The sequence below is a fragment of the Novosphingobium aeonii genome, from assembly GCF_052279045.1.
Lineage (GTDB): Bacteria > Pseudomonadota > Alphaproteobacteria > Sphingomonadales > Sphingomonadaceae > Novosphingobium.
Genome location: NZ_CP176833.1, coordinates 1,138,837 through 1,165,114, shown reverse-complemented (window position 1 = coordinate 1,165,114; position 26,278 = coordinate 1,138,837). Strand labels below are relative to the sequence as shown.

The following is a 26,278-nucleotide window of genomic DNA, read 5'->3' as shown; positions in this document are numbered from 1 at the left end:
GGCAAAGGTCAATGGCATGAATATCCCATGGACGGAGCGGGCGCTCCGTCGCATGTTGCAGTGCAACAAAACAAGATTCGGGAAGCGCATGGCCACCATGATCGAGCAGACAATCCTCCCGCAGCCACTGGCGGGGCATGACGACAGGGTCGGCACCTCCGTCCTCCTGCGCTACGGCACCGGCCAGCTCGGGGCGCAGATCTTCCGCGATACACCGGCGGTGCTGCTGCCGCTGTTCCTCACCACCATGCTCGGCGTAGAGGCCTGGCTGGCGGGGCTGGTCGTGCTCATCCCCAAGCTCTGGTTGATCGTCTGCGATCCGCTGGTCGGCGCCTGGTCCGACCGGCTGCGCGGAAAGCACGGGCGCGCGCCCTTCCTCGTCGCGGGAGCGGTTCTCACCAGCCTCGGCTTCGTGGCGCTGTTCACGCTGACCGAGAGTTCCAGCCCGCTGCTTTCGGCGGCGATCACCTGCTTCCTGTTCTTCCTCGCCTCCACCGCCTTCTCGATGTTCTCCGTGCCCTATCTCGCGATTGCGGCGGCGCTGTCGCACGATCCGCACGAACGCACGCGCATCATGGTCTGGCGCATGGTCTTCTCGACGCTGGGCGTGCTGGTGGGCGTGGGCGTGGCGCAGCCGCTGATCTATGCGCTGGGCGGCGGCGCGCATGGCTGGACCGTGATGGCACTGGTGCTGGGCGCGGTGTGCCTCGGCACGATGCTGGTGACCGCGCTGGGCCTCGCCCGCGTGCCGATGATCCGCGACGATGCCGCGCCGGGCAGCCTCTTGAGCCAGCTTGGCGCGATCAAGGGCAACCGGCCCTATCTGGTGCTGCTGGCAACCTGCCTGATCCAGAACATCGGGCAGGCTTCGGGCTATACCGTGATCGGCTTCATCTATCTCTATGCGATCCAGGCGATCTGGATCGTGCCGCTGTTCATCCTCGTCATGGCGATCGCGGGCATTCTCGCGCAGCCGCTCTGGCTCGCGCTTTCGCGCCGCTGGGGCAAGGAGCGCACTTACGTCATCGCCTCCGCCGCATGGGCGATGGTGACGGTAACCTGGTTCTTCGTCCACCCGGCCACCGACGTGCTGGTGAACATTCCCGGCGTGGGCGCGCTGGGCACGCAGCACGTTCTGGTGCTGGTGCGCGGCGCGGTGATCGGCGTAGTGAACTCGGCGTTCGTCATGCTCTCGCTCTCGATGCTCACCGATACGATCGATTACGAACGCCGCCGCAAGGGCATTGCCAACGAAGGCGTCTTCGCCGGACTGTTCTCGGCCATGGAGAAACTCTCCTTTGCGCTCGGCCCGGTCGTCGCGGGCCTTGTGATGAGTGCGTTCGGCTTCGTATCCTCTACCGGCGGAGCGGTGACGCAGACGCCCCATGCGATCACCGGCATCGTCCTGCTCTACAGCCTGATCCCGGCTGGAACCCAGCTTGTCAGCCTTCTGGTGTTCTCGCGCTACCGGCTGCCCGCCGATGCGTGAGCGCGGCCGCGCTGCCCGGCTGAGGGCACGGTCGGCGGCAAGATCCGCCGCAGGCCTCATGGCGGTGCTGCTGTGCTGGTCCTGTCCGGTCCGCGCCGCACCGCAGGATGACATCGCCGCGCTCGCGCCGCCCGCACCCGATTACGCTGTCGCCGGGAACTGGGCCGCCGGCCCTGCCGGTCCCGGCCCGGCGGCGGCCTTGCCCGAGGGCGCCGCGCCGGTCGCGCAGGCTCCGGGGGTGGATGTGTTCTATGTCCATCCCACCACCTTCCGCAGCCAGACCGCGTGGAACCAGGACCCTGCCGACGTCGCCGCCAGCACCTGGACGGACGAGAGCGCGGTGGCCCGGCAAGCCAGCGCGTTCGGGGCCTGCTGCCGGATCTGGGCGCCGCGATACCGGGCGGCCAGCTACAAGGCGCTGATGGACCCCGCGCACCGGGATGCCGCCTTCGCGCTTGCCTATTCCGACGTGGAGCGCGCATTCGACTGGTTCCTCGCCCATGTCGGCGATGGCCGGCCCTTTATCATCGCCGGACACAGCCAGGGCGCCAAGCACATCGCCGACCTGCTGGAACGACGGATCGACGGCACGCCGCTGCAGCAGCGCATGGTGGCGGCCTACATCGTGGGCATCAATCTTTCGGAAGGCGAGTTCGGCCTGCGGTACAGGCACGTCCCCGTTTGCGACAGGCCCGCGCAGACCGGATGCGCCCTGCAATGGAATGCGGTTGAGGCTGGCGCCAACCTTGCGCCCATCGTCGCCGCTTACGAAAAGGCCTTCGTCGACAGATATGGCGACGTTCCCGGCAAGCGCCCGCTCTGCATCAACCCGGTGACTTTCGACCGGTCCCGCCCCGCCGCGCTTTCGGCGCAGGCACGCGGCGCGGTTCCGGGCGAGCCCGGTTTCGGCGCGATGAAGCCGCTGCGGACCGGCGCGGTGGCCGTGCGGTGCGAGCAGGGGCTTGCCGTGACCTATCCGGCGCCGGGGCTCGATGTGAGGCCGATGGCGGGCGGAAGCCTTCACTATTACGATTTCGCGCTGTTCTATGCGGACATCCGCGCCAATGCGGCCCTGCGCGCCTCGGCCTGGCTCAAGGCGCATCGCTGAACGGCCTGTCCGCAAGGCGGATAGTCGGCGCTGCGTATCGGGCAGAGTTCGCGTTTACGACCTAGGTTGGAGGATGACTGGAAAGAACGGGCCCCGGCGGACCCGATGGGCAGCCTTCCAAGCAGAGAAGGCGTCCGGGCATCCCGGCCGGAGCGACAATGACGCATTCCAAAGGGTAGGCAGTTAGACATGACCAGACAGATCATCCTTCCGTCACTGGCCGCGGCCGCCTTCGCTGCCATGGCGGCGATTCCGGTAAGCGTTTCGGCCGCGCCGCCGGCGGCTGACGCCGCGGCGGGCAAGCGCATCTTCATGCGCTGCATGGCCTGCCACACGGTGAATGCCGGGGGTGCGAACAAGGTGGGACCGAATCTCTCGGGCGTGGTCGGCAAGAAATCCGGCACGGTGAAGGGCTTCCGCTATTCGGCAGCCATGACCAAGTCCGGCGTGACCTGGAACGATGCCACGCTCGACAAGTGGCTGACCCGTCCGGCCAGCGTGGTTCCCGGCACCTCGATGGTCTTCGCCGGGCTTCCCAAGCCGGAAGACCGCAAGGCCGTGATCGCCTACCTCAAGAAGCCGGCGCCCTGAACGTGACGCGGATCGTGGAGACGGGCCTTGCGGTATCGCGCCGGTCGCTGCTGGCAGGTTCCGTCGCGGCGGCGGGACTGGCCGTGGCCGGACGCGCGCTGGCGGCCTCCCCGCCAAAGCCGATGCCCCAGCCTGCGGTCATCGAGCTGAAGACGCCGGAAGGCCGCGCGGTTTCCATCACCGAATGGCGGCCGCAGGGCAGCCCGCGCGGGGTGATCCTGTTCTCGCACGGGGCGGGATCGGCCCCTGCATACTACGATCCGATCATAGGGCCCTGGGTCGCAGCAGGGTGGCGGGTGCTCGCACCGCTTCACGTGGATTCGCGCGAGCACCCGCAAACCGCGCAGTACCAGGGACTTGCAAGCTGGAAGGCGCGTATCGAGGATATGCGCGCGCTCGTTTCCCATATCGGCGATGCGCCGTTCGTGGCGGCGGGACATTCCTATGGCGGCCTGGTCGCGACGATGCTGGGCGGTGCGCAGCCGGTCCTGCCGGAAGGGCTGCAAGCGCCGCTGGTGCCGCGCCTTGCAAGGGCGGTGATCGCCTTCTCGCCTCCGCCGCCGATCCCTGTCCTCGTGACCGAGGCGGGCTACGGCGCGCTGTCGGTGCCCGCGCTGGTCCAGACGGGTACGCTTGACCTGATGCCGGGGATGGCCGCCGATGGCTGGAAGGGCCACCTCGCGCCGTTCACTGCCGCTGCTGTGGGGGGCGATCGCTATGGCCTCGTGCTCGAAGGGGCCAACCACTACTTCGGCGGCGCTATCTGTGATTTTTCGCAGCCGGGACCGCCGCAACTGGCGGCCCTGAAGCTGGCGGTCGAGCGTGCCGCGCTGTTCCTCGAAGGCTTCGGCGGGGAAAGCGCAAGGGCGCGCCGCCGTCTAGACAGGCTGGTGACGGAAGCCCTGCCGGCGCGCCTCATGAAGCGCTGAGGCTCTTCGCCATTCTCCTTAAAAAACGCCCCGGAATTCGTTTCCGGGGCGTTTTTCGTGGGTTTCGGCGGTTTCAGAGCCCGAGCGCGCCGGGGTTCATCAGTCCCTTCGGATCGAGTTCCCGCTTTACCGCGCCCAGTAGGGAGAGCGCCTGGGGAGACAGCCGCTGGCGGTAGGGATAGGCCCGGCCGAGCTGGAAGTGCCCGGCGCCGTATTCCTGCATCAGCGCGACGATCGCCTGCTTGAGATCGTCCGCATAGGCGCGCGATTCCGCGTTGGCGGGGAATTGCGGCTGCTGGGACAGGTATTCCGCGCCCAATACCGTGCGGTGATAGGCGGTGCGGTCGTCCGGCCAGTAAAGCGCCACTTCGTAAAGGAAGCCGGTGGCGCCGACCGGGGAGAACATCGTGCCGGTCCAGACGCCGAGACGGTCCATTTCCGCCTTGCGCCCGGCGATCAGTTCCTTGAACGCGGCGTCGAACGGCACGGCCTGGTCGTGGGCGAGCACGCCGTGGATCGGCACCCAGCGCTCGCCGCCCGGGCCGAGCACGTTGAACAGCGGCGCGAAGGGTACCGAGTGGACGAAAGTCGGGATCGAATTGGCGATCTCGCGGCCATGCCGGGCCAGCATCCGGCGCAGGATCCTGGCCTTGTGCGCCGCCTCGTCGGCATCGAACCCCTCGATGATGAAGTGGCACATGTAGGCGCCCGCGCGCATCGGGTTCTCGCCCGCCAGCGCCATGCGGACGAGCTGGGCAAGGCCCTTCATCTTGTCCGGCGCCTTGCGCATCACCTCGGCGGCGATCTTCAGGCGCGCGCCCATGCCTTCCTGGCGGCCGATCTGCCCTTGCGACAGGGCAAGGTCGAGGCCGAAGTGGGAATCGTCCAGCCGGGCCATGGCCGCCTCGCGCGAGGCGGCGTGATAGTCCGCGAAGCTTTCGAACGCGAAGCTCAGGCATTCGAAATGCGGCAGGACCGGCAGCAGCGGCAGACGAATGCGTGCCTTGATGCCGAAAATCCCGCAGTCGCCCGTGAACAGGCCGGTGAGGTCCGGCCCATAGAAGCGCATGGCCGAACTGGCGCTGGTCGAGAGCATTTCCCCGCTCGCCAGCACCACGTCCATCGACAGGACCGACTGTGCCGAGATGCCGTGCGCGGTGCTGCCGTGGCTCAGCGTGTTCTGGCTCATGCTGCCGCCCACGGTGGCGGCGATGCCGGAAAACGGTCCCCAGAACGGCGTGCGCAGGCCCTTGGCGTCAAGCGCGGCCTTGAGCGCCATCCACGTGACCCCCGCGCCGACCGTGACGACGGCGTTGCGTTCGTCGATCTCGATCGTGTCGAGCGCGCCGGTGTCGATCAGGACGTGACCGCCCTCGGGCAGGAGATAGGCGTCGGTATAGGATGCACCGCCGCCGCGCGGGACCATGGCGACCCCGGCCGCCGCACAGATGCGCACGGCTTCCTGCAGCGCTTTCACATCGGCCGGGCGGACAACCGCCTTGGGCGCGGCCCCGCCGCGATAGACGTCGTTCGAGAAGTAGGCGAGCGCCTCGCCCTCATGGATCACGGCATCGGCTCCCAGTGCCTTCACCAGGGCAGAAACCACTTGTTCCTCGACAATCGCGCTGCTCATCAGAATACCCGAATTTTCCATATCGGCCGCTAGGCTTGACCATTCCCGCCAGCCCCCGCGACCGCCCGGCGCCAGCCTATCCACCCTGCGGCTATCCGGCCAGCGATCAAACAGTTCGATCCCTGCTCGAATCCCCTTTCCGGGGCGCATGATCGGGCGGACAAAGGCGGCAGAGGGCATCCATGACCACGCAAAACGGCAGTTCAACGCCTGAATGCACCGTGATTGAGCTTGCGGTCGAACCCGCCACGCCAGAAGCGCTGGCGCCGTTCGGTGCGGTGATCGGCCACGATGCGCCGGTTAAGCCGGTTTCGGTCGATTTCTACAAGGGCGCGGTGAAGATGAGCTACCCCGCCCGCTTCCTCTGCGAACATCCGGTGGAAGTCACGCTGGCACAGATGGATCGCCGCCCCGGCGAAGTGCGCTACATGGAGCGCCATTTCCAGCATACCCAGGCATTCCTGCCGCTTGGCGGCAAGCCTTTCGTGGCGGTCATGGCGCCGCCGAGCGAGGGCGAGCTTCCCGACCTTTCGCAAGTGCGCGCCTTCCGTTTCGACGGGACGGCGGGCTTCGCCATGCACCTTGGCACATGGCACGAGTTTCCCTTCGCGGTGGAGGACGGGACCGACCTCGTCGTGATCCTCTCCAGCCAGACCGGCTATGACCTGAAGGCCAAGGATGCCGTGACCGAAGAGGCGCACGGCCCCGATCTCGACAAGAAGGACATCGTTGCCCGCACCGGCAACCTGTTCCGTTTCGAACTGATGGAGTGACGTGATGGCAGAGCGCATGAACCTTGACCGCAAGGCGCGGTCGAAGGGCAGCCAGCCGGTGGTTTTCGAAAGCGGGACGGTGGACGCTCTCGCGGGACTGGTGCTGGCGCTGATGGGCGAGGTCGTCGTGCTGAAGGACCGGCTCGACGCGAACGAGCGCCTGCTCAAGGCCGCGGGCTTGCACGGCCCCGCTGATATCGACACATTCGCCCCGGACGCCGAGGCGCGCGCCTATCGCGGCGCCTACCGGCAAGGGATTTACGAGCGCGTGCTGGGCACCGCCCGCGACAAGCTGATGCCCGAGGCACTGGCCGACCAGCACGATTATGAAGGCGTCCTCGACGCCGTGACCCGCGATTAATCCGGAACGGGAGCCCCAAGACATGGAACAGTACCGCCAGGAACATTTCGGTCATGCGGTCATGCCGCAGTCCAACCATGACGAGCAGGCGATGGAGGACCACTTCCTCGCCATGCGCGCCTGGACCAGCCAGAACATGGACCCGCTCGACCGTCGCCTGCTTGACGAGGTTATCGTCCCGGAGATCGAGAAGAAGACCGGCAGCAAGCCGACCTCCAGCACCCAGGTTCGCGGGGCGCTGGAAGCCCATCCGCTGCACCAGTACTGGCTGACGCTTTCGCTGTTCTACCAGGACCGCATCTGGCTTTCGCTCGACGGTGCGATCGACCGCCAGTTTGACGAGCTTTCGGCCAAGGTCGAGGCGCAAGTGGCGGAGCCCAAGGGCAGCCTCCGCCTGAATCCGGACCTTGCCATTCCGCGCTACATCTCGTCCTTCGATCATCACCGCATGCCGGGCAGCTACACGGTCGACACCGCCGCGGGCGATTTCCGCGCCGGCGCGCTCTACGACCGTTTCGCTTCCACGTATCTGCGCAATCTCAACGGCGGCTGGAAGAACGACGGACGCGGGCACACGCTTGCCAGCCATGTCCAGGACTTCTACCCGGACTTCAAGCCCCGGCGCATCCTCGATCTCGGCTGCTCGGTCGGCCATTCGACCGTGGCGATCGCGCAGGCTTTCCCCGATGCGGAAGTCTTCGCGCTCGACGTGGGCGCGCCGATGCTGCGCTACGGCCATGCCCGCGCCGAGGCGATGGGCGCGGCGATCCACTTCAGCCAGCAGGACGCAGAGCATACCGATTTCGAGGACGAGAGCTTCGATCTGGTCTGCTCTTCCGCCGTGCTCCACGAGACTTCGGCCAAGGGCATGCGCGGCATCTTCAAGGAGAGCCACCGCCTGCTGCGCAAGGGCGGGATCATGTGCCACGTGGACGTGCCGCCGCGCCATGAGCATCTCTCGCTCTGGGACCAGATGCGCTGCGATTTCGAAAGCCACTACAACAACGAACCGTTCATGACCTCGCTGGCGCGTACCGACTGGATGAAGGTCGCGGTGGATGCCGGTTTCGACCCTGAAGAAGTCATGGTCGGCTACCGCAAGGGCACGTTCTTCCTCAAGCCCGACCGGGCGGACTTCTTCACCGAAGGCCACCCCGAGGGGCGGGCGATGATCGGCAGCTGGTACGCCTGCTCGGCTACCAAGTGACCTTTCCCGGCAGGTGGGACGGCAGCCCCGTTCCACCTGTCGGATACCGAAAAGCGGCGGCTTTGCGCCGATACAGCCGGGCATAGACTTCGGCCTTCAGCACTATCCAGGAGGGCTTCGAGCCTCATGCCGGTCGAGATAAACGGTCTGCTCAACCACAACATTTCGAGCGAAACGCATCCCGTTCCCTTCGAGACGTTCGATCCCGAAGGCATCGCGCGGATGGCGCGCCTCCATGACGCATGGGGCTATGACAAGGTGCTGGTCGCCAATGCCGCGATCATGCCGGACAACTTCACCATCGCCGGATATGTCGCCGCGAACACGACGCGGCTCGGCGTCATGCTGGCGCACCGGCCGGGCTTCATCCCGCCGACCATGGCCGCGCGGATGCTGGCCACGCTTGACCGGTTGATGCCGGGCCGCGTCGGCGTCCACATCATCACCGCCGCCAGCGACGAGGAAACGCAGGCCGACGGCGATTACCGGACCAAGGTGGAGCGCTACGACCGCGCAAAGGAATATATCTCGGTGCTGCGCCGGATATGGACCAGCCAAAAGCCCGTCGATCATGAGGACAAGTGGTTCCGTTTCAACGGCGGTTTTGCCGCGATCAAGCCCACGCAGGGCACGGTTCCGGTCTATTTCGGCGGGATGAGCCCGGCAGCGCTCGAAGTGGCGGGCGAGTATTGCGATACTTTCGCCACCCTCTCCGATACGGTGGCAGGGATGACCGAAGTGGTCGCCAAGGTGCGCGAGGCCGCCGCGCCGCATGGTCGCTCCCCGCGCTTCCTGATGTCGATCCGCATCGTCATCGCCGATAGCGAGGAAGCGGCATGGGCCCGCGCCGACGAGATCCGCGAGGCGGTGGCCGCCAACATGGGCAAGCTGGCGCCGAACACCGCCGCCGTGAAGGCCGACGGGTTCAAGCGCACCGCCGAACTCGCCGCCCGCGGCGACAGGCTGGAGAAGTGCTTCTGGAACGGCATCAACCAGCTTCGCGGCGGGCAGAGCAATTCGGGCACCCTTGTCGGTACCCCGGCCCAGCTCGCCGACGCGCTGATGGACTATTACGATGCCGGGGTTTCGGCGTTCATCCTGCGCGGTTTCGATCCGGTGGAAGACGTGATCGCCATCGGACGCGACCTTATTCCGCTGCTGCGCGCGAAAGTGGCCGAGCGCGATGCCGAACTGGCGGAGGCGGAACCCATGCCGGCCTGACCGGGCGCCGTTTGCCCCAGGGATCGAAGGCCGCGCCCTTTCACGGGGGCGCGGCCTTTTCCTGTCACCTGGCAGTGCGGCGGAGGAAGGGCATCATGCGTTCGAGAGCCCGATCCGGGCAGTCGAACGGCATCATGTGGCCGCAGCGGTCGATGACTTCGAGCGATTTGTCGGTGCTGCCGAGCAGCGCGAGCGCCTGTTTTCCGTCCCGCTCCAGCGTGGTTTCGTGGTCGTCGGCGGACCAGAGCAGCAGCGTGGGTGCGGTGATCCGGCGCAAGTCGTCCGGCGTTCGCGCGAAGGACGTGGACGCCGCCACCGCCTTGCCGATGGCGGGATCGCGCAAGGGGCGGCTGTTGAGGTCGGTCCACTGGGCCACCAGCGCGGGAGTGATGCGCGCGGGATCGACGACATTGGCGAGCAGGATCTGCCGCCAGTATTCCGGCGCGTGCCAGCCGGGGTGGGTCCGGTCCTCGGCCAGCGCGGCCTTGAGCGCGGGGGGCAGGCCGTCGAGGTCGAACTTCACCGGCCCCGCCGCGATGTTGTTCAGCACCAGCGCCCGCACCCGCTTTGGCCGGGCGGCAGCGTAGGCGGCGGCGGGCAGCCCGCCGCTGGATGTCGCGACCATGACGAAGCGGTCTGCCTTCAGCTGGTCCATCAATCCGTCGATCACGCGGATGCGGTGCTCGATGGTATAGTCTCCGGCAGGGCTGGGCCCCGAGAGTCCGGCGGGAGACTGGTCGTAGCGGATCACCCGGTAATGGCGCGAGAGCCTGGCGGCCCAATCGTCCCACTGGCGCAGGCTGGCGTAGGAGCCGTGGACCAGCAGGATCGCCGGGCCCTTGCCCTCCACGACGTAATGGACGCTTTCCCCGTCGATCTCGGCGAATTGCGAGCCGGGCAGCGCATAGCGGCTGCGCAGGGCGGCATCGCCGAGCGGGGCCGGCTCGGTCTGCGCGGCGGCGGGAGACAGCGCCAGGGCGGCCAGCGAGAGCCCGCAGATACGCGCAAGCCGGATCGGCCTCATGTCCGCTCCTCCCGCGTGGCCTGCAGTTCCATGACGACGTATCGGCCGTTGTAGTTGCAAGAAGTGCCCCGCGCGCTTGCAAGGTCCGGCGCGAAGGTGAGCTGTGAAAGGCCGAAGAAGGTATGGCTTTCGGTGGCGAAATGCTCGGGGTCAGCCTCGTAGCCATAGCGCAGGTGCCACTCGCCCGAGGGCAGGGGCGTGAGCTTCTCGGCGAAGCTCACCGAGCGGGAGGTCTTGAAGCCGGTGGTCTCGATGGCGACGGAGAAGGCATCTCCGCCGGGAACGAGCGTCATCCTGCCGTCCCATTCGTAAAGCGTATCGCCATCGGGGCCGAGCGTGGCGCCGTGGAGGGCCCATGTGCCGGCCAGATCGGGCCCGGTTCGATCTGGCACGCTCACTTCGTCACCGTCCGGTCGAGCCAGGCGCGCAGGTCCCTTGCGGTTTCCCCGGGCAGTTCGAGCATCGGGTAATGGCCGAGATCGGGATAGTGGATCACGTCCACTTTCGTGCCCGAGAACTCCTTCACCGCATCGGCGGCGAGGTACTTCGGCAGCACCGGATCGGCATCACCCCATTGCAGCAGGATCGGCGCCTTGACCCGCGCGGCGTCGTCGCCCGCGCCCTTGGCCCAGACCGCCTTCTTGTTGGTTTCGTAGTAGTCCTTCACGCGGGCGAAGCCGCCGGGCAGGGTGTTGGTCTGGTAGTACCAGTCCACCGTCGCATCCGTGAGGCGTTCGGGCTTGCCGTAGAGTTCGGAAAGCGCGCGGCGATAGTAGAAGCGCGGGTAGTAATTGGGCACCAGCGTTTCGTGGGTCCAGACCATCGCCCACATCAGGCGGCTGAAATCGCTGGGCGGCGGCGCTTTCAGCGGCAGGGCCGAGAGCGCCAGCGCCGTGACCTTCTGCGGATACTTCGCAGCGTAGAGCGTCGAGACGGTGGCTCCGCTGGACGTGCCGACAAGGGCGAAGCGCGTGACGCCCTTCTTCTCCATCAGCTTTTCCAGCAGCGCCACCACGCCGGGCATCCCGGTGGAGGGGGCGCTGTCCGTCGAGAGGCCGTAGGGCGGCCAGTCGAACCGGATCACCCGGTACTTGTCCTTGAGCGCGTCGGTCCAGCCGTCCCATTCGCGCAGGTTCGTCATCGAGCTGTGGAGCATCACCACGACCGGGCCATCGCGCGGACCTTCGTCGCGGATGTGGAGATTGGCGGTGCCGATGCGTTCGAACGTCGAGGGCGCGGTGGCCTGCGCCGCCTTTACGCTTTCATAGGACGGGTTCCACCAGCCCAGCCGCATCGTCAGCAGCACGAGCGCCAGCAGGACGACAACGGCAAGGACCGCGCCCCCCGCCGCCTTAAGAATTCGACCGACCGTCATCGCTGTTTCCCCCTGGGTAGGCTGTCATGGCCGGGCGATTGCGCCCGGCCATGGATTGTGTGTCTCGATCAGTTGGCGCCGCTTGAAAGAAGCTGCGCGCATTCGCTGTCGCCGCGCGCGGCGGCGCGGCGCATCGCGCGCCCGGCTCCGGCATAGAGCGCGGCGCCCAGCAACAGGAACGGCGTGCAGACCACGGCAATCGACCAGCCCACTTGCGCCGGGTCGTGCAGCACGCGCTCGGTCACGCTGGCGACCATCAGCGGGCCGAGGCTGGCGCCGATGATGGTGTTGAGCACGAGCGTGAGCGAAATCGCGCAGCCGCGCATTCGGGGCGGGACGAGGGACTGCAAAGTGGCGAACATGACCGTGCCGATCACCGAGAACACGGCGTTCGAAGAGGCCACCAGCACTGTCGCCAGGTGAAGTTCCCCAGCCAGAACGGCGAGCACCGAAGGCAACGCAAAAAGCGGTGCGACCGCGAGGATCGCGAAGCGCGCCATCGTCCGGCCCGAGCGCATCGAGCGGTCCAGCATCGTTCCGCCGATCAGCGGGCCGATGGCGGAGAACAGGATCGAGAGCGGCCCCAGCCACTTGCCGAGGAACGCGGCATCGGCGCCGTAGCCGCGCAGCAGCATCGTCGGCGCCCAGGCGGAACCGCCGTAGGCGACCGTGAAGCAGGTCGCGAAACCGAAATAGAGCGGCAGGAGCACGCGGCGATTGCGCCAGAAATAGGCGGCTTCCGCTGCGCCGGGCAGGCGCGGCACGGCTCCGGCGGCGGCCTGCACTTGTCGGACGGGCTCGCGCGTGAAGGCAAGCAGGGCCAGCGCCACCAGCAGCCCGCCGGCGCCGAACACCACGAAGACGATCCGCCAGGGCACGAGGTGGCCGATCAGCGGCAGGCCGAGGAAAGCGCCCGCGCCCGCCGCCGTCACCAAGAGGCCGGTAAGCGAGATGGCCACGCCGTTGGCAAGTCCCTGTCCCATCATGTAGAACGAGATCGGCCGTCCGCGCTGCGCCGGTGAGAAAAGGTCGGCGATCAGCGAGATCGCGGCCGGCCCCAGCGCCGCTTCTCCCAGACCCACCAGCAGGCGGGCGGTGAACAGCGAGCCGAACGTCTGGGCCAGCCCGCTGCCGATCGTCGCCACGCTCCACAGCGCGATCCCCGCGACAATCAGGTTGCGGCGGGAGATGCGATCGGCCAGCAGACCCATCGGCAGGCCCATGAAGGCATAGAACAGCCCGAAGGCGAGGCCCTGCAACAGCCCGATCTGCTCGTCCCCGATGCCGATATCGGCACGCACCGGATCGACCAGGATGTTGAGCGCCGCCCGGTCGATGACCGAGAGCACCCCTGCCAGGAACAGCATGAAAACCATGACCCAGGCGGATTTTCCGCCCGGCCACGAGCCTTCCGCCACCGGGCGGGAGCCGGACGATGGCATCGCCGCAGCCTCCGCCCTGTCGAGCGCGATCGGGCCGTTCATGGTCAGAGCAGGCCGCAGGCGCGGGCGCGGGTCTTCACATAGTCCCCCAGCCAGTCGAGATTGCGGAAGCGCAGGGTGCCGCGCCCTACCGCCGTCGAGCTATGGGCCATGCCTGCGATCAGGCGCAGGGCCTTGGCCATCAGGAACAGCTCGGTATTCTCGGTCTCTTCCCGGGTGAAGGGCCGAACCGACTGGTAGCCGTCCTCGAAAGCCTCGCCGATCTTCGGGTCGAAGCCGTAGAACAGGTTGCCCCAGACGAAGTTCTGCACGTCCTGCATGAGGAAGTCCTCGCCCGCGGCGTCGAAGTCCAGCAGGGTGATGCCGCCGTCTTCGGCGACGTGGACGTTGCTGGGGTGGAAATCGCGGTGGCACACGCCCAGCGGCACTTTGCCCGAGGCGGCCAGTTCGTCGAGCCGCTTGTCGAGGTTGGCGGCGATCACCGGATAGTCGCGCAAGTCGTCCGGCCGGTCGTAGACGAAGTCGATCAGCGCCGGCATGCAGATGTTGTAGTCCTTGGCCGTCTCGGTCGAGAACCGGTGGTCGGCGCCCGCCCAGGCATTGCCGAGCAGGTGCATCCGGGCCATGGCGGCGCCGATGCGGAAGGCGGTTTCCTCGGACAGGCGGTCTCCGAACTTCACGCCCGGCGCCCAGTCGTAAAGCGCGATGGCGCGTTCGCCCTCGGGGGAGAGCACCTTGAAGTAGAGCTTGCCGTCATGCTGCGGCACGCCGACCGAGGCGGGGAAGCCCTGTTCGCGCAGATAGTCGAGGAAATCGAGTTCGTAGGCCACGTCGTCAACGTCGCGGTAGGTCTTGCGCCAGACGCGCAGGGCGTATTTCGCTTCCTCGTCCTGCACGAGATAGACATCGTTCATGCCCCGGTAGAGCAGGAAACAAGTCAGCTCGCCCTTGACGGGATAGCGGCGCGCCACTTCGGCGGCGATGAACTCGGGATGGAGGACCGAGTGCGAAACCTCGGCCACCGGAAGGTCAGAGGCGGTCAAGGAAGTCACGCAGTTCATGGGCAATACGCTCCGGGGCAAGATCGAAAATGTCTTTGTCGAGATCGAGAAGCTGGACCGTCCGGCAGTCCGGCATGCGCGCGGCGGCCTGGAGGGACACTTCGAGAAGGTCTTCCGCCGTCTGCACGAGCACGGCAGGCTGGGTTACGAGGCCGAGGCGCGAGAAATCCCACGACCAGACGCCGCTGTAGGCCCAGGTGAAACGGTGCAGCACGCGCGATTTGTCGGCGAAGTTCCACACCGCCTTGTCGAGCGGCTGTGCGGGATCGCGGTTGGTGACGATATAGCCCCAGAGCCTGCCAAGCAGGCCGAGGATCACTTCGCCGCTTTCGTCCGGCTCCGGGAAATTGCGCGCTTCTTCGAGCTTGGCGGCAAGGGTGGCCGGATCGAACATCGGAATGCCGGTCAGCCCCAATGCGCGGACCTTGTCCGGGCGGGCGATGGCCAGTTCGCAGGACAGCAGCGTGCCGGTGTGGAAGCCGTAGAGATCGACCTTGCCGGTGAGCACGCCGTCGGCCTCCAGCGCATCGAGCGCGTCCGAGAAGGCGGCGGCATAGCCCGCCATCCCCGGCGGCGCGGGCGGCGCGTCGGACATGCCGTAGCCCGGCGTGTCGAAGGAGATCACGAGCCGGTCGGTCGCCAGTTCGCGGATCAGGGCCTCGTACTCGTAGGAAGACGAGGGGTTCTGGTGCAGCAGCACGATGGGCGTGCGTCCGGCCTGTGCGGCCCCGGCGGTGCGATAATGCATCTGGCCGTGGCGGCAGGTGGTATAGGCACGGCGGATCGAGGGTGTGTCGGTCATGAAGGCAGAATGCTCGCTGCTTTGCGCACCTTGCGCGGCCAAAGAGGAATCTCCGCTGTTCGGGGATCGGGTCATGCCACTGCGTTCCCAAGGCCTTCGGAAGTCTCCAGGCGCGCGGCGGCGAGCTTGTCCTCGTCAAGGTCGTATGCCCAGAGGAACAGGCCGTTGATTGCGAACATGACCGCCGGGATCACCGAGAATCCGAGCTTCAGCGCCAGCATCGCGCTGGCGGGCTGGGCGACGATGGCGCCGCCGGTGGTCGGCACGTAGCCCAGCGCGTGAAGGAACACGCCCAGCACCGCCACGCCGAGCGCGAAGCTGACTTTCTCGATCACGGCTATGGCGCTGGAGAGCAGGCCCTCGCGCGCCTCGCCGGTCAGCAGGCGGTCATAGGCCTGGGTGTCGCCCAGCATCGAGATCGACATCAGGATGATCGCGCCCGAGCCGAGGCCGCCGCCGATACCGCGCAGGACGATACCGGTCGTGGTGATCGAATGGTCGGCCAGGAGCCAGCTCAGCGTGGTCATGCAGAACAGCACGACGCCCGCCAGATACGTGCGGCGCTTGCCGAAGCGCTTTCCGGTCCAGACCCACAGCGGCATGACCAGCGCGGTGACGACGTTCTGGGTCACGGCAAAGGCGATCTGGCCGTTGTAGCCCACGCCCACGACGTTGAGCATGAACAGCAGCATCGTCGAGGCGACCGAGGCGAAGGAGAGGAACTGGAACACCTTGGCGCCCAGCAGCATCATGAAGGGCCGGTTGCGGGCGATCGCGCGAAGCTGCGCCGGACCGGGCAGGTGCTTGCCGGAACCCGGCGCGGTACCGTGCTTCACCGGTACGGCGAGCGCCGTCGCCGTCATCGATCCGCCGATGATGAGCGCCATGACCATGCCCATGGTGGCGAAGCCGGAACGGCCCGCGCCGCCGCTCTGGATCAGCCACGCGGTGCCCGCCATCGCCAGAAGCTGGCCGATCGAGACAAACACGGTGCGGAACGAGATCAGGCGCGTGCGTTCGTGGAAGCCGTCGGTCAGTTCGGCGGGCAGGGCCATGTAGGGCACGTTGAACAGCGAATAGGCGGTGGAATAGATCACCAGCCCCGCGATCATCCAGAGCAGCAGTGCCCCTTCGGACAGGACCGGCGGTGCGAACAGCATCACGAACGAGACCGCCGAAAGCAGCGCTCCTCCCAGGAGGAACGGCTTGCGCCGGCCCCAGCGGGTGCGGGCGCGGTCGGACAGGCTGCCGATGGCGACGTCGATCACCGCGTCGGCCAGCTTGGAGATCATCAGCAGGTAGCCGGCGATCTCGGGCGACTGGCCCAGCACGGTGGACATCAGCGCGGGGAAGTAGGTGGTCACGGTGTTGAGCATGATCGACACGCCCACCGTGCCGATCCCGAAGCCGAGGCAGGTCCTGACGCTCAACCGGACATCGGCCCGGCTATCCTTCGAAACCGACATCTTCATGGTAGCTGCCTCTTGAGGAATTTGGCCATGGCGGCGGCCTTGGCTGCGGGTGATCCGCCGGTTGCCGCCTCATGCCCGTCGGCCAGCAGGCCAAGCGCGGTCTTCACCGAGGCATTGAGCAGGGCCAGTTCGGTCTCGGGCTTGAGCAGCAGCGTAGGCGCTGCGATCCGGGCCATGCGCTCGAACGCGCGGTAGCGGAACGCTGCGATGTAGGGCTTGGGATAAGTGTCGAGCGCCTTGAGCACGTCCAGCGTGATCCGGTGCAGCACCTGCGGCGGCGGCATCGGCACGGAAAGCCGATGTTCCGCATCCTTCATGAAATGGGGGAAGAACAGCGCCTGGTCGCGGCAGAAGTTGAACGCCCAGACCAGGTGGCGGCCATATTCGTCCGGCTCGACCACGGGGGCGTAATTGGCGATCACCGCTTCGCGCAGATCGTCCTCGTATTCGGTGATGCCGTCCAGCACGAGGCCGTGCACGCGGGCGGGATGGCCGGCGGCAAGCTCGCAGGCGATGCGGGCGCCGGTGTGCGTGCCGTAGGCATCGACCGCTCCGAAGCCCAGTGCGTTGCACAGGCGGTCCACGGAATCCGCGAAATAGGCGATGTCGGGCTCGGCAGGTCCGGGGGCGGCGGAATCGCCGTTGCCGAGCGTATCGGGCGCGACGATCTCGCCCAGGTATCCCGCCGCGCGAAGGGCCGTCATCAGGTCCTGCATGAACCATGAGGACGCGGGCGAGGCGTGAAGCAGCAGCAAGGGCCGGTGCGCGGCATCGGCCGCGGGCAGGCGGCGCAAGTGAACCTGCCCCTCATCCAGCCGGACGAAGGCGCGCTCGATCTGAAGGGTATCGGGAATCTCGGGTTCGTTCATGGGGGCCGAGGCTATCGCAGGCCGGTCACCCGCCGCCCCTCCATGCAAACTTGATCGGCAGGCGAATAGTTTTATCCCCCCACCCCGGATTGCTCGGCGGCGGGGTTCATAATCGCCGTCATGGACACATCCTTCCTTCCTGACGACGGCGCGCTTCTGACGGCGCTAGAGCGCGAGGGGCCGATCAATCTGGCCCGTGCGATCGCCGTGATGGAACGGCACGATCTGGCGGGCCTGGTGCTGGGCGATCCCGTGAACGTGTTCCACGCGCTGGGGCACTGGCCGCAGATCGGGCGGACCCGGCCCGGGCAGCCTCCGGGGACTTTCGCACTGATCGCGCGGGAGCGGCCCGGACAGTGGGGCCTCGTCACCAGCCGCTTCCTCCATCACTATAGCTGGGCCGACGGACGCAGCCGCAACGACGTGGCCGTCTGGCTCTACGACACGCTCGGAGACGCGGGCGACGACACCCCGGCGCAAGTGCCGGACACGCCCGTCCTGCCGCGCCGATCCAGCAGCCCTCCGACCGCCGCCGAGGCTCACCGCGAGGCGATTTCCGCGCGTGAGGCCGGGGCCATGACGGCGCGCGGGGATGCAGGGGCTGCCATCGCCGCGGCCATGCGCGGTCTTGGCCTGTGGCAGGGACGGATCGGCTACGACCACGGGGTCATCGCCGAAGTCGCCCTGCGGCGCGAGCATCCCGGCGAACTGGTGCAGGCCGACAATATACTGCGCGAGATCCGCCTCGTGAAATCGCCGCTGGAGCACGCCCTGATGGCGCGCGCGGCGAAGTCCAACGTCGATGCCCTCAATGCCGTGGGCCGCGCGATCCGCGCCGGCGCCAGCCATGCCGAATTGCAGGCGCTGTTCCGCATGGAAACCGCCGCGCGCGGCAATACGGCGGTGTTCCTCAATGTCGACCGGGTCTCCTCGGACCTGTCGCGGATCGAGGTCGCGGATGGGCAGACGCTGATGCTCGACGGGGTGAGCCAGTACCTTGGTTACCACGGCGATTTCGCCCGCACCGTCTTCGTCGGCGAGCCCACCCGCGCCGCCGCCCGCGCGGCACAGGCGGCCGCTTTCGGCTGGCAGGCGGTGCGCGAGAAGCTGCGGCCGGGCCTGCGTTATTCCGAGATCGCGATGCTGGGCGAAACGGCCATTCGCAAGGCCGGATACGAGGCTGTCATCGGCTTCGGCCCGCACAGCGTCGGCCTGGCCCATACCGATGAGCCGGGCGAGGTTCACGGCGGTTTCTGGCGCAAGCCGGACATCGTGCTGGAGCCGGGCATGATCCTCTCGGTCGACTGCCCGACGCTGGATACCGGCATCGGCGGCTCGGCCCATTGCGAAGACCTCGTGCGCATTACCGAGACCGGCTGCGAACCCATCCATCCCCTTCACGAACCGGTGATCATCGTATGACCAGACCTTTCATCCTCTCCGCCTCGATCGCCGAGGCCGCCTTCGCCGTTCCCGAAAGCGCCGCGCCGATCCTGCGCGCGGCCGAAGCGGCCGGTCTTGACCTGCTGGTCATGGGCCGCTCCGGCGCGCTTCCCTTCGATGCGCAAGTGCTGCTGGCATGGGCGGCGCCGCTGACCTCGCGGCTCGGCCTCGTCGCTACGGTTCCCGCGTCGAACGCGCACCCCTTCCACGTTGCCCGGGCGCTTTCGGCCATCGATTTCCTGAGCGCGGGCCGCACCGGCTGGTCAGTGGTATCCGAAGGCGCGCCGCAAGGCATGGGCGAGGACATGGTGGGCGCCGCCCGCGCGCTGTGGGATGGCTGGGGCAGCGACACGCTGATCCTCGACAAGGCAAGCGGACGCTATCTCGATGCGTCGAAAGTCAGCGCCTCGAACTACGAAGGCGCGTTCTTCAAGGTGGCCGGTCCCGTCAACGCCATGCGCCCGCCGCTCGGCCATCCGCTGCTGGTGGTAGACGGGGATGACCCTCTCGCCGTGGCAGATGCCGATATCGCGCTGTTTGCCGATGGACAGCCAGTGCCGCCGGCAAGCAAGCGGCTGCTCAAGGTTGCGCTCGATGCCGATCCTGCCGAACCGATGGCCCGTTTCGAGGCCGGTGAAATCGATGGCCTGCACTTCACCCTGACCGACGCCCTGTCACAGCTTCCCGTGATCGGCGCGCGCTTCGGCGCTCCCGTTTCGGCGCGGCCCTCCGAGAGCGGCGACCTGCGCGCGCGGCTTGGCCTGCCGATCCCTTCCACCGCATCCAACCAGCCCGGCGGCGCCGTGATCCCGGAGAACGCATGATGGACAAGCAAATTCACCTCTGGGCCTTCCTTCAGGGCATCGGCTTCTTCCCGAGTGGATGGATGCATGAGCGCGCGAACCCGGCGGGTGTGTTCTCGATGGACTATTACGCCCGCGTTGCGAAACTCGCCGAACAGGGCATGTTCGACGCGATCGTCTTCGGCGACCAGCTTCAGTCGCGCGGGGCGGGTGGTCGCACGCCGGAGCGCATGGCGATGCCGACGCTCGATCCCGTCAGCCTGCTCACCGCGATGGCGGCGGTAACGAAGCACGTCGGCCTCGTCGCAACGGTTTCGACGACATACAACACCCCGGAAATGCTCGCCGAGCGCTTCGGCACGATGGAGCGTATTTCCGGCGGCCGCGCGGGCTGGAACATCGTGACCACCGCGCACCCCGACACCGCCCCCAACTTCGGCGAGGACGACCTGCCGCCGAAGGACGAACGCTATCGCCACGCCAAGGAAGTCGTCGCCAAGGCCTGCGAACTCTGGGCGGCGATGGACCGCGAAGGGCCGCTGCTGCCGCAGGGCCGCCCGGTCCTCGTCCAGGCGGGCCAGTCACCCGACGGGCGCGATTTCGCGGCGCGCACGGCCGAGGCGATCTTCTGTCCGGCCGCCAATATCGAGGCAGGCGTGGATTTCCGCAGCGACTTGCGCACCCGCATCGCCGCCGTGGGCCGCGATCCCGACGGTGTGCGGATCATGCCGGGCCTGTCCTGCGTGCTCGGCGGCACCGAGGAGGAGGCGCGCGCCAACCATCTCGCCATTCTCGATCTTGCCGACGATGCGCTGGCCATCGAGTATCTCTCGGAATCGCTGGGCTGCGACCTGACCGCCTTCGACCCTGCCGGTGCGATCCCGGTGGACACGATCCTCGACCGGACGATCCTGCCCAAGGCCGACATCGCCCGCGCCATCACCCCCGCGCAGGAGAAGGGCACCCCGCTTGGCGATTTCGCGGCCAATTTCATGCGCCATCCGCGCGGCCATAACGTGTTCCTCGGCACGCCCGAGCAGATGGCGGACATGATGATCGCCTGGCGCGATGCCGGTGCCTGCGATGGTTTCACCCTCCAGCCCAGCTACATGCCGGGCGGGCTTGAGGACTTCGTCGAACAGGTGGTGCCGCTGCTCCAGCAGCGCGGACGCCTGCGCACCGAATATCCCGGCAGCACCCTGCGCGAGACGCTGGGCCTGCCCGCGCGTGAGGCGGTGGCGGCATGAAGAAGCGCCATATCCTTCTGGGCGCGCTTGGCGCGTTGGTGCTGGTCGGCGGTGGAAGCGTGCTGGCCCTGCGGGCAGGAGCGGGCGCGAGCGACCGGGCGGAACTCGAAAAGCGCTGGGCCGACGGCCCCTCGCGCTTCGTCACCGTGGACGGTGTGCGGATGCACGTGCGCGAGGAAGGCCCGGCGCGCGCGCCGGTCGTGGTCCTGCTTCACGGCTCGATCGTCAATCTCCATGAATGGGACGGCGTTGCCGAGCGTCTCAAGGACCGCTACCGCGTGGTCCGCTTCGACTGGTCGCCCTATGGGCTGACCGGCCCCGATCCTTCGGGCGTCTATTCCACGCCGCGTTCCGCGCAGCTCATGGACGGGCTGATGAAACAGCTTGGCCATGACAGGTTCGCGGTCGTCGCCACGTCCAATGGATCGAACGTCGCGCTCGAATACAACCGCGCCTATCCGGGCCACGCCACGGCCATGGCGTTTTCGATGCTGCCGCTCGAACGGCCGAGCCAGACCCGCAAGGTCGATCCGCGGCTGGCGTGGATGCTCTCGTTCCACAAGGCGGTGCTGCCGGACTGGCGCTCGCACTGGTTCTGGAAGCTGATGCTGGAGGATACCACGCCCCCCGGCTTCGTGCCGACCGATCGCATGGTCGACCAGATTTACGACATGAACAACCTGCCCGGCGCGCTGGGCCGCCAGGCGCAGTACATTCAGGCCAACGTCAAGGCGTTCAAGACCTCGGACGTCGGAGCAGTGGCGGAAACGGTGCGCGTGCCGGTGCTGCTGCAATGGTGCAGCTATGACGACGTGATCTCGCAAGGGGCCAAGGCCTCGGTCGCCCGCTTCACGCATGCGCCGGTCGAACTGATCGAATATCCCGACCTCGGCCACTTCCCGATGTGGGAGAACCCGGAGAAGTTCACCCGCGACCTCAAACGCTGGCTGGACAAGGTCACACCGGCTGCCGTTCCGGCCGCGAAAGCCTGAACGGGGCCGCCCGAACACCGCCCCAAACATCACCCCAAACATCGCAGCCCCGATCCCGCTCACCGCGCCTCGGATAGAGTCACGGTCGGCGCCGCAAGCCCGGACGGCAGCTTTTACGCCTGTCGGTCCCGTTGAATGGAGTTTCATCGCAAATGTCAGTGAAAGATCGTTGCCAGGTAGCGATTGCCGGTGCCGGCCCTGTCGGCACGGTCATGGCGACGTTGTTGGCGCAGCAGGGTATCTCGGTGATCCTGCTCGAAGCCGGACAGGACTGTGCGCAGGATCTGCGCGCCTCGACCTTCCACCCGCCGACGCTCGAAATGCTGGACGATATCGGCATCACGCCGATGCTGCTGGAAACCGGCCTCAAGGCCCCCGTCTATCAGTGGCGCGACCGCGCTTCGGGCGAAGTGATCGAGTTCGATCTCAGCGAGCTGCACGACGTCACCCGCTATCCCTTCCGCATCCAGTGCGAACAGTATCACCTTTCCCGTGCGCTTGCATCGGGGCTGGACAATCACGCCAATGCCGATGTCCGCTTCGGCAATCGCCTGCTTTCGTTCGTGCAGGACGAGAACGGCGTGGACCTTGCCGTGGAGACGACGATGGGGATCGAGCGCGTCCGCGCCGACTTCCTGATCGGCGCGGACGGTGCGAATTCCATCGTGCGCAAGTGGCTCGGCACCGAATTCGACGGGTTCACTTATCCCGAGCGGTTCCTGACCCTTTCGACCGAAACCGATCTCGGCCAGTTCCTGCCCAACCTTTCGCTGGTGAACTACGTTTCCGATCCGCAGGAATGGCTGGTGCTGCTGAAGGTGCCGTCCGTCTGGCGCGTGCTGGTGCCGGTGAACGGCGCGGTGGACGAGGCGGAACTGACGTCCGAAGCCAACAAGACGGCGATCTTCGATCGTCTCATGGGGGACGGTGCCTCGGTCGTCACGCATCACCGCACGCTCTATCGGGTCCACCAGCGCGTGGCCCAGTCGTTCCGCGAGGGCCGCGTCGTGCTGGTGGGCGATGCTGCCCATCTCAACAATCCGCTCGGCGGCTTCGGCATGAATTCGGGCATCCACGATGCCTTCAACCTGTTCGAGAAGCTGCTGCCCGTGCTCAAGGGACAGGCGGCGATGGAGCCCAGCCTCGCGCTTTACGACCGCCAGCGCCGCGAAGTGACGCATAGCTTCACCCAGGCCCAGACCAAGCAGAACATGGCCTTCATCAGCGGCGGCTGCGGATCGGCGCACGATGCGCGTCGGCGCGAGTTCCTGGCGATCAAGCAGGACGACGAACGCCGCCGTGCCTACCTCATGCGCCAGGCGATGTTCCAGAGCCTGGAGGATGCGGCGCTGATCCGCTGACCCGCGTGGAACCGGACCGACCGGTCCGGTTCCCATTTCTGAGACAGAACATGCCTGCCTGGTTCGTCATCACCACGAAAGTCCACGACCGGGAGGCCTTCATGTCGGGCTATTCCCCGGCAGTGGCCCGGCTCGCGGAGGAATGGGGCGCGCGCTACGTGCTGCGCGGCCGGAAGGGCCGGGTGCTCGAAGGCGCAGGCCATGAGGGCGGCGGTGCGGTCGTCATGGAGTGGCCCGATGCCGGAACCGCGATGGCCTTCTGGGAATCGGCCGAATACGCCGAGGTGAAGAAGCTGCGCGACGGCATTGCCGAGGTCAGCGTGACGCTCGTCGAAGGGTGATCCCTCGCGGTTCTCCGCTCTGCGGAGAATGCGCAGAAACGGCGCGGCGGGCGGCTGCCCGCAGGCACCTTCGCAAGGGACGGCATCGACTGGGATGCACGGCAGGAGGGCAGCAGGCTTGACCAGCGAACTAACCGGCGCGGGAACGATTCCGCGCGCCATCGATATACCGCAGACCATCGCTCCGCCTGCCGGTTCCAAGCCATCCGGTTCCAGGACATGGCGTATCCGGTTCGGCTCGCTCATGATCCCGCTGGCACATGCCGCGGGGCAGAATGTCGTCACCGTGCTGGGCCTGCGCTTCATGACTGACAGCCTTGCCATCTCGGCAGGGGCGGCGGGCCTGATCTTCGCGCTGGTCAAGATCTACGACGGTTTCCTCGATCCGGCGGTCGGCGCCTGGAGCGACCGCGCGGTGACGCCCTGGGGGCGCCGCCTGCCGTTCCTCTTCGCGGGTGGCATCGCCATGCCGCTGGGCCTCGCGCTGCTGTTCGGGGCGCCGGACATGGGCTCTATCGTGCTGGCGCAAGTCTTCGTCACGCTGGCTCTGGCGATCCACGCCACCGGCTATACCCTGCTGACGATCCCGGGCTTCGCGATGGTGGTGGAAAGCTCCTCCGATCCGCACGAACGTACCCGGCTCATGGCCTGGCGCACTTACGGCAATGCCATCGGCACCCTGATCGGATCGACGCTTCCCGCCTGGCTGCTCGGCCTGACCGGGCCGACGCGCGGCGGGCATCTCCTGCTGGCGATGGTCGTGGGTCTCGTGGTCCTGCTGGCCACCGTGCTGGCGGTGCGCCTGCTGCGCGACGCTCCGCGCACGCAGCCGCGCGCCTCCACCGCCATCGTGCGCCGCAATCCGCTGGTCGCGCTGGGGCGGCAGGTCCGGCTAGCCTGGGATAACCGACCTTTCCGGATTCTCGCCATCGCCCATGTCTTCCTGCTGTTCGGCACCGCGATCGGATCGGCTGCGCTTGCCTATTTCACGCGTGTCGTTCTCGGGCTGGGCGACGAGGTGCTGGGCACTTACTTCATGATGGCGACCGTGATGATGGTGCTGGGCATGACGGTGTGGGTCTGGCTTTCGGGCCGGGTCGGCAAGAAGGCCTGCTATATGGCCTCGCTGGCGCTGTTCGGACTGGTGCAACTGAGCTGGCTTGCCGCCGCGCCGGGCGAGAGCATGGTGCTGGTTTCTCTGCGCGGTCTGGCAAGCGGCTTTGCGGGCGGGGGCATGATCCTGTGCGCCTATGCCTTGCTGTCCGACGCCGTGCGCTATGACTATGTGCAGAGCGGCGAGCGCCGGGAGGGCGCTTTTGCCGGCTTCACCACGCTGTTCGACAAGCTCTCCTCCGCCGCGGCGCTGGCGGCGATGGGGGTGTTCCTGGGCGCGATGGGCTACGTTCCTTCGGCCAGCGGACAGGCGGCCGTGCAGGGCGAGCGGGCGATCCTGGCGATCATGCTCTGCGAATCCGCGATCCCCGCCGCGGCCATGCTCTGTGCCATCGTCGCCTTGTGTTTCTATCGGCTCGATCCCGCGCAGCTTCAGGCGCTGGAGAACGGGCAGGACGCGAAGGCCTGACCCTCAGGCTCCATTCCGGGAAATCATGCCATGTCACGCAAACCCATCGAGCTCGTCGGCCTCGTCTCGCCCTACCGGGGTTCCGAGGCGAGCGTCGAACCTGCCCTTTACGATCCCGCCTTCGTCGCCGAATGTGCGCGCGCCTATGAGCAGGCGGGCTACGACCGGGTACTGATCGGCCAGAACGCGAAGTCTGCCGACAGCCTCGTCACCGCGACATGGGTGGCGGCGGTGACCAGCCGCCTCAAGCTGATGGTTGCGCATCGTCCCGGTTTCATCGCCCCGACCATGGCCGCGCGCGCCTTCGCGACGCTCGATCAGTTCTCCGGCGGCAGAGCGGGCGTCCACATCATCACTGCCTTTTCCGACATCGAAACCCGCTGTGACGGCGATTACCACTCCAAGCAGGAGCGCTATAACCGCAGCCGCGAATATGTGCAGGTCATGCGCCGGATGTGGGCCGGAGAGCACCCCTTCGACCATGAGGGAGACTGGTACCAGTTCGAGCAGGCTGGCAGCGAAGTGCGTCCGGTGAACGGCAGCGTGCCGGTGTTCTGGGCCGGGACGTCGGAACTGGGCCTGCGCTACGGCGCCGAACTGGCGGATGTCTACGCGCTCGGGCCGGGCAGCGCTGCGCAAGTGGCCGAACTGGTCGGCAAGGTGAGGCGGGAGGCGGGGGTCCATGGCCGCGATCCGCGTTTCTCGATGTCGATGCGCCTGGTGGTGGCGGACAGCGACGAGGCGGCATGGGATCGCGCCCGCGACCTCCTGCGCGGTGTCGAGGCGCGGCAGGCCGCGTTCGGGGCACTGGGACGCGATCTTGGCCGGGCGGCACAGGATGCGGCGGAGCGCGCGGTGGAGGCGGACGATGCCGCATTGGACCCATGCCTGTGGACCGGGCTCACCAAGGCGACGCAAGGCCGCCTTCAGGTGATGTGCCTTGTCGGATCGCCCGGAACCCTGGTGCAGGCCCTGATGCGCTACCGCGAGGCGGGGATCGACAATTTCCTCGTCACCGGGTTCGACTGGCTGGCGGACACGCACCGGATCGGCACCGAGATCGGTCCGGAACTGCGGCGACTGGCGGATTGAGGCAGACGGGAGGCACGAAAAAGCCGCCGATGCGTCCGGCATCGGCGGCTTTTTCCTTGT

25 protein-coding genes are annotated in these 26,278 nt (G+C 67.2%); 16 read left to right on the top strand and 9 right to left on the bottom strand.

Annotation, left to right across the window (positions count from 1 at the left end; genetic code table 11):
- The first annotated feature begins 88 nt into the window (after positions 1-88).
- From ACLIMP_RS20595 to ACLIMP_RS20580, 4 genes are all read left to right on the top strand, one after another.
- On the top strand, positions 89-1,489 hold the full coding sequence (locus ACLIMP_RS20595) for an MFS transporter (protein WP_443478189.1): 1,401 nt from the start codon (positions 89-91) through the stop codon (positions 1,487-1,489).
- Positions 1,482-2,597, top strand: a complete 1,116-nt coding sequence (locus tag ACLIMP_RS20590) for a DUF3089 domain-containing protein (protein WP_443478188.1) — start codon at positions 1,482-1,484, stop codon at positions 2,595-2,597. The genes ACLIMP_RS20595 and ACLIMP_RS20590 overlap by 8 nt, the downstream gene beginning before the upstream one ends.
- A gap of 189 nt (positions 2,598-2,786) precedes the next feature.
- The gene (locus tag ACLIMP_RS20585) at positions 2,787-3,188 is read left to right on the top strand and encodes a c-type cytochrome (protein ID WP_443478187.1); all 402 of its coding nucleotides are present in this window, start codon (positions 2,787-2,789) and stop codon (positions 3,186-3,188) included.
- Positions 3,189-3,190: 2 nt separating this feature from the next.
- Positions 3,191-4,117, top strand: coding sequence for an alpha/beta hydrolase family protein (locus ACLIMP_RS20580; protein ID WP_443478186.1), 927 nt, complete (start codon positions 3,191-3,193; stop codon positions 4,115-4,117).
- 73 nt (positions 4,118-4,190) lie between these two features.
- On the opposite strand, the gene ACLIMP_RS20575 is transcribed toward ACLIMP_RS20580, so the two are convergent.
- The gene (locus ACLIMP_RS20575; protein ID WP_185999780.1) at positions 4,191-5,750 is read right to left on the bottom strand and encodes an FAD-binding oxidoreductase; all 1,560 of its coding nucleotides are present in this window, start codon (positions 5,748-5,750) and stop codon (positions 4,191-4,193) included.
- A 182-nt stretch (positions 5,751-5,932) separates the two neighbouring features.
- Here ACLIMP_RS20575 and ACLIMP_RS20570 point away from each other — a divergent pair, with 182 nt between their 5' ends.
- The 4 genes from ACLIMP_RS20570 (at position 5,933) to ACLIMP_RS20555 (ending at position 9,312) form a co-directional block, all read left to right on the top strand.
- Entirely contained in the window at positions 5,933-6,523 is a 591-nt protein-coding gene (locus ACLIMP_RS20570) for an ureidoglycolate lyase (RefSeq protein ID WP_443478185.1), read from the top strand.
- 4 nt (positions 6,524-6,527) lie between these two features.
- Positions 6,528-6,884 carry a hypothetical protein gene (locus ACLIMP_RS20565; RefSeq protein ID WP_054439114.1) on the top strand — a complete coding sequence of 119 codons (357 nt, stop codon included), beginning with the start codon at positions 6,528-6,530 and terminating at the stop codon, positions 6,882-6,884.
- 22 nt (positions 6,885-6,906) lie between these two features.
- A complete protein-coding gene (locus ACLIMP_RS20560) occupies positions 6,907-8,091 on the top strand; it encodes a class I SAM-dependent methyltransferase (RefSeq protein WP_292636070.1) in 1,185 nt (394 codons plus the stop codon).
- A gap of 126 nt (positions 8,092-8,217) precedes the next feature.
- On the top strand, positions 8,218-9,312 hold the full coding sequence (locus ACLIMP_RS20555; RefSeq protein WP_324699673.1) for an LLM class flavin-dependent oxidoreductase: 1,095 nt from the start codon (positions 8,218-8,220) through the stop codon (positions 9,310-9,312).
- Between the two features lie 64 nt (positions 9,313-9,376).
- Here the strand turns inward: ACLIMP_RS20555 and ACLIMP_RS20550 are convergent, their stop codons facing one another.
- The 8 genes from ACLIMP_RS20550 to ACLIMP_RS20515 form a co-directional block, all read right to left on the bottom strand.
- A complete protein-coding gene (locus ACLIMP_RS20550) occupies positions 9,377-10,336 on the bottom strand; it encodes an alpha/beta fold hydrolase (protein ID WP_324699672.1) in 960 nt (319 codons plus the stop codon).
- Positions 10,333-10,728: a Cap15 family cyclic dinucleotide receptor domain-containing protein gene (locus tag ACLIMP_RS20545; protein WP_132469558.1), complete on the bottom strand. Its 396-nt coding sequence runs from the start codon at positions 10,726-10,728 to the stop codon at positions 10,333-10,335. The genes ACLIMP_RS20550 and ACLIMP_RS20545 overlap by 4 nt, the downstream gene beginning before the upstream one ends.
- 2 nt (positions 10,729-10,730) lie before the next feature.
- Positions 10,731-11,711: an alpha/beta fold hydrolase gene (locus ACLIMP_RS20540; protein ID WP_185999774.1), complete on the bottom strand. Its 981-nt coding sequence runs from the start codon at positions 11,709-11,711 to the stop codon at positions 10,731-10,733.
- Positions 11,712-11,779: 68 nt separating this feature from the next.
- The gene (locus ACLIMP_RS20535) at positions 11,780-13,195 is read right to left on the bottom strand and encodes an MFS transporter (protein WP_324699671.1); all 1,416 of its coding nucleotides are present in this window, start codon (positions 13,193-13,195) and stop codon (positions 11,780-11,782) included.
- A gap of 2 nt (positions 13,196-13,197) precedes the next feature.
- A complete protein-coding gene (locus ACLIMP_RS20530; RefSeq protein WP_292636074.1) occupies positions 13,198-14,205 on the bottom strand; it encodes a phosphotransferase enzyme family protein in 1,008 nt (335 codons plus the stop codon).
- Positions 14,183-15,016 carry an alpha/beta fold hydrolase gene (locus ACLIMP_RS20525; RefSeq protein ID WP_185999772.1) on the bottom strand — a complete coding sequence of 278 codons (834 nt, stop codon included), beginning with the start codon at positions 15,014-15,016 and terminating at the stop codon, positions 14,183-14,185. Before ACLIMP_RS20525 ends, ACLIMP_RS20530 begins: the two co-directional genes overlap by 23 nt.
- A 71-nt stretch (positions 15,017-15,087) precedes the next feature.
- Positions 15,088-16,488, bottom strand: a complete 1,401-nt coding sequence (locus tag ACLIMP_RS20520; protein ID WP_443478184.1) for an MFS transporter — start codon at positions 16,486-16,488, stop codon at positions 15,088-15,090.
- Positions 16,485-17,357, bottom strand: coding sequence for an alpha/beta fold hydrolase (locus tag ACLIMP_RS20515; protein WP_443478183.1), 873 nt, complete (start codon positions 17,355-17,357; stop codon positions 16,485-16,487). The genes ACLIMP_RS20520 and ACLIMP_RS20515 overlap by 4 nt, the downstream gene beginning before the upstream one ends.
- Positions 17,358-17,477: 120 nt before the next feature.
- On the opposite strand from ACLIMP_RS20515, the gene ACLIMP_RS20510 reads away from it, so the two are divergent.
- The 8 genes from ACLIMP_RS20510 (at position 17,478) to ACLIMP_RS20475 (ending at position 26,218) form a co-directional block, all read left to right on the top strand.
- Positions 17,478-18,779 (top strand): M24 family metallopeptidase, encoded by a 1,302-nt coding sequence (locus tag ACLIMP_RS20510; RefSeq protein ID WP_443478182.1) that lies wholly within the window; start codon positions 17,478-17,480, stop codon positions 18,777-18,779.
- The gene (locus ACLIMP_RS20505; protein WP_443478181.1) at positions 18,776-19,624 is read left to right on the top strand and encodes an LLM class flavin-dependent oxidoreductase; all 849 of its coding nucleotides are present in this window, start codon (positions 18,776-18,778) and stop codon (positions 19,622-19,624) included. The genes ACLIMP_RS20510 and ACLIMP_RS20505 overlap by 4 nt, the downstream gene beginning before the upstream one ends.
- Positions 19,621-20,850: an LLM class flavin-dependent oxidoreductase gene (locus ACLIMP_RS20500; protein WP_324699666.1), complete on the top strand. Its 1,230-nt coding sequence runs from the start codon at positions 19,621-19,623 to the stop codon at positions 20,848-20,850. The genes ACLIMP_RS20505 and ACLIMP_RS20500 overlap by 4 nt, the downstream gene beginning before the upstream one ends.
- Positions 20,847-21,842: an alpha/beta fold hydrolase gene (locus tag ACLIMP_RS20495; RefSeq protein WP_324699665.1), complete on the top strand. Its 996-nt coding sequence runs from the start codon at positions 20,847-20,849 to the stop codon at positions 21,840-21,842. Before ACLIMP_RS20500 ends, ACLIMP_RS20495 begins: the two co-directional genes overlap by 4 nt.
- 152 nt (positions 21,843-21,994) lie before the next feature.
- Positions 21,995-23,203 carry an FAD-dependent oxidoreductase gene (locus ACLIMP_RS20490; protein WP_324699664.1) on the top strand — a complete coding sequence of 403 codons (1,209 nt, stop codon included), beginning with the start codon at positions 21,995-21,997 and terminating at the stop codon, positions 23,201-23,203.
- A gap of 50 nt (positions 23,204-23,253) precedes the next feature.
- A complete protein-coding gene (locus tag ACLIMP_RS20485; RefSeq protein ID WP_054439005.1) occupies positions 23,254-23,544 on the top strand; it encodes a DUF1330 domain-containing protein in 291 nt (96 codons plus the stop codon).
- Between the two features lie 118 nt (positions 23,545-23,662).
- A complete protein-coding gene (locus ACLIMP_RS20480) occupies positions 23,663-25,126 on the top strand; it encodes an MFS transporter (RefSeq protein ID WP_443478180.1) in 1,464 nt (487 codons plus the stop codon).
- 30 nt (positions 25,127-25,156) lie between these two features.
- Positions 25,157-26,218, top strand: a complete 1,062-nt coding sequence (locus ACLIMP_RS20475) for an LLM class flavin-dependent oxidoreductase (RefSeq protein ID WP_443478179.1) — start codon at positions 25,157-25,159, stop codon at positions 26,216-26,218.
- Positions 26,219-26,278: the final 60 nt, after the last annotated feature.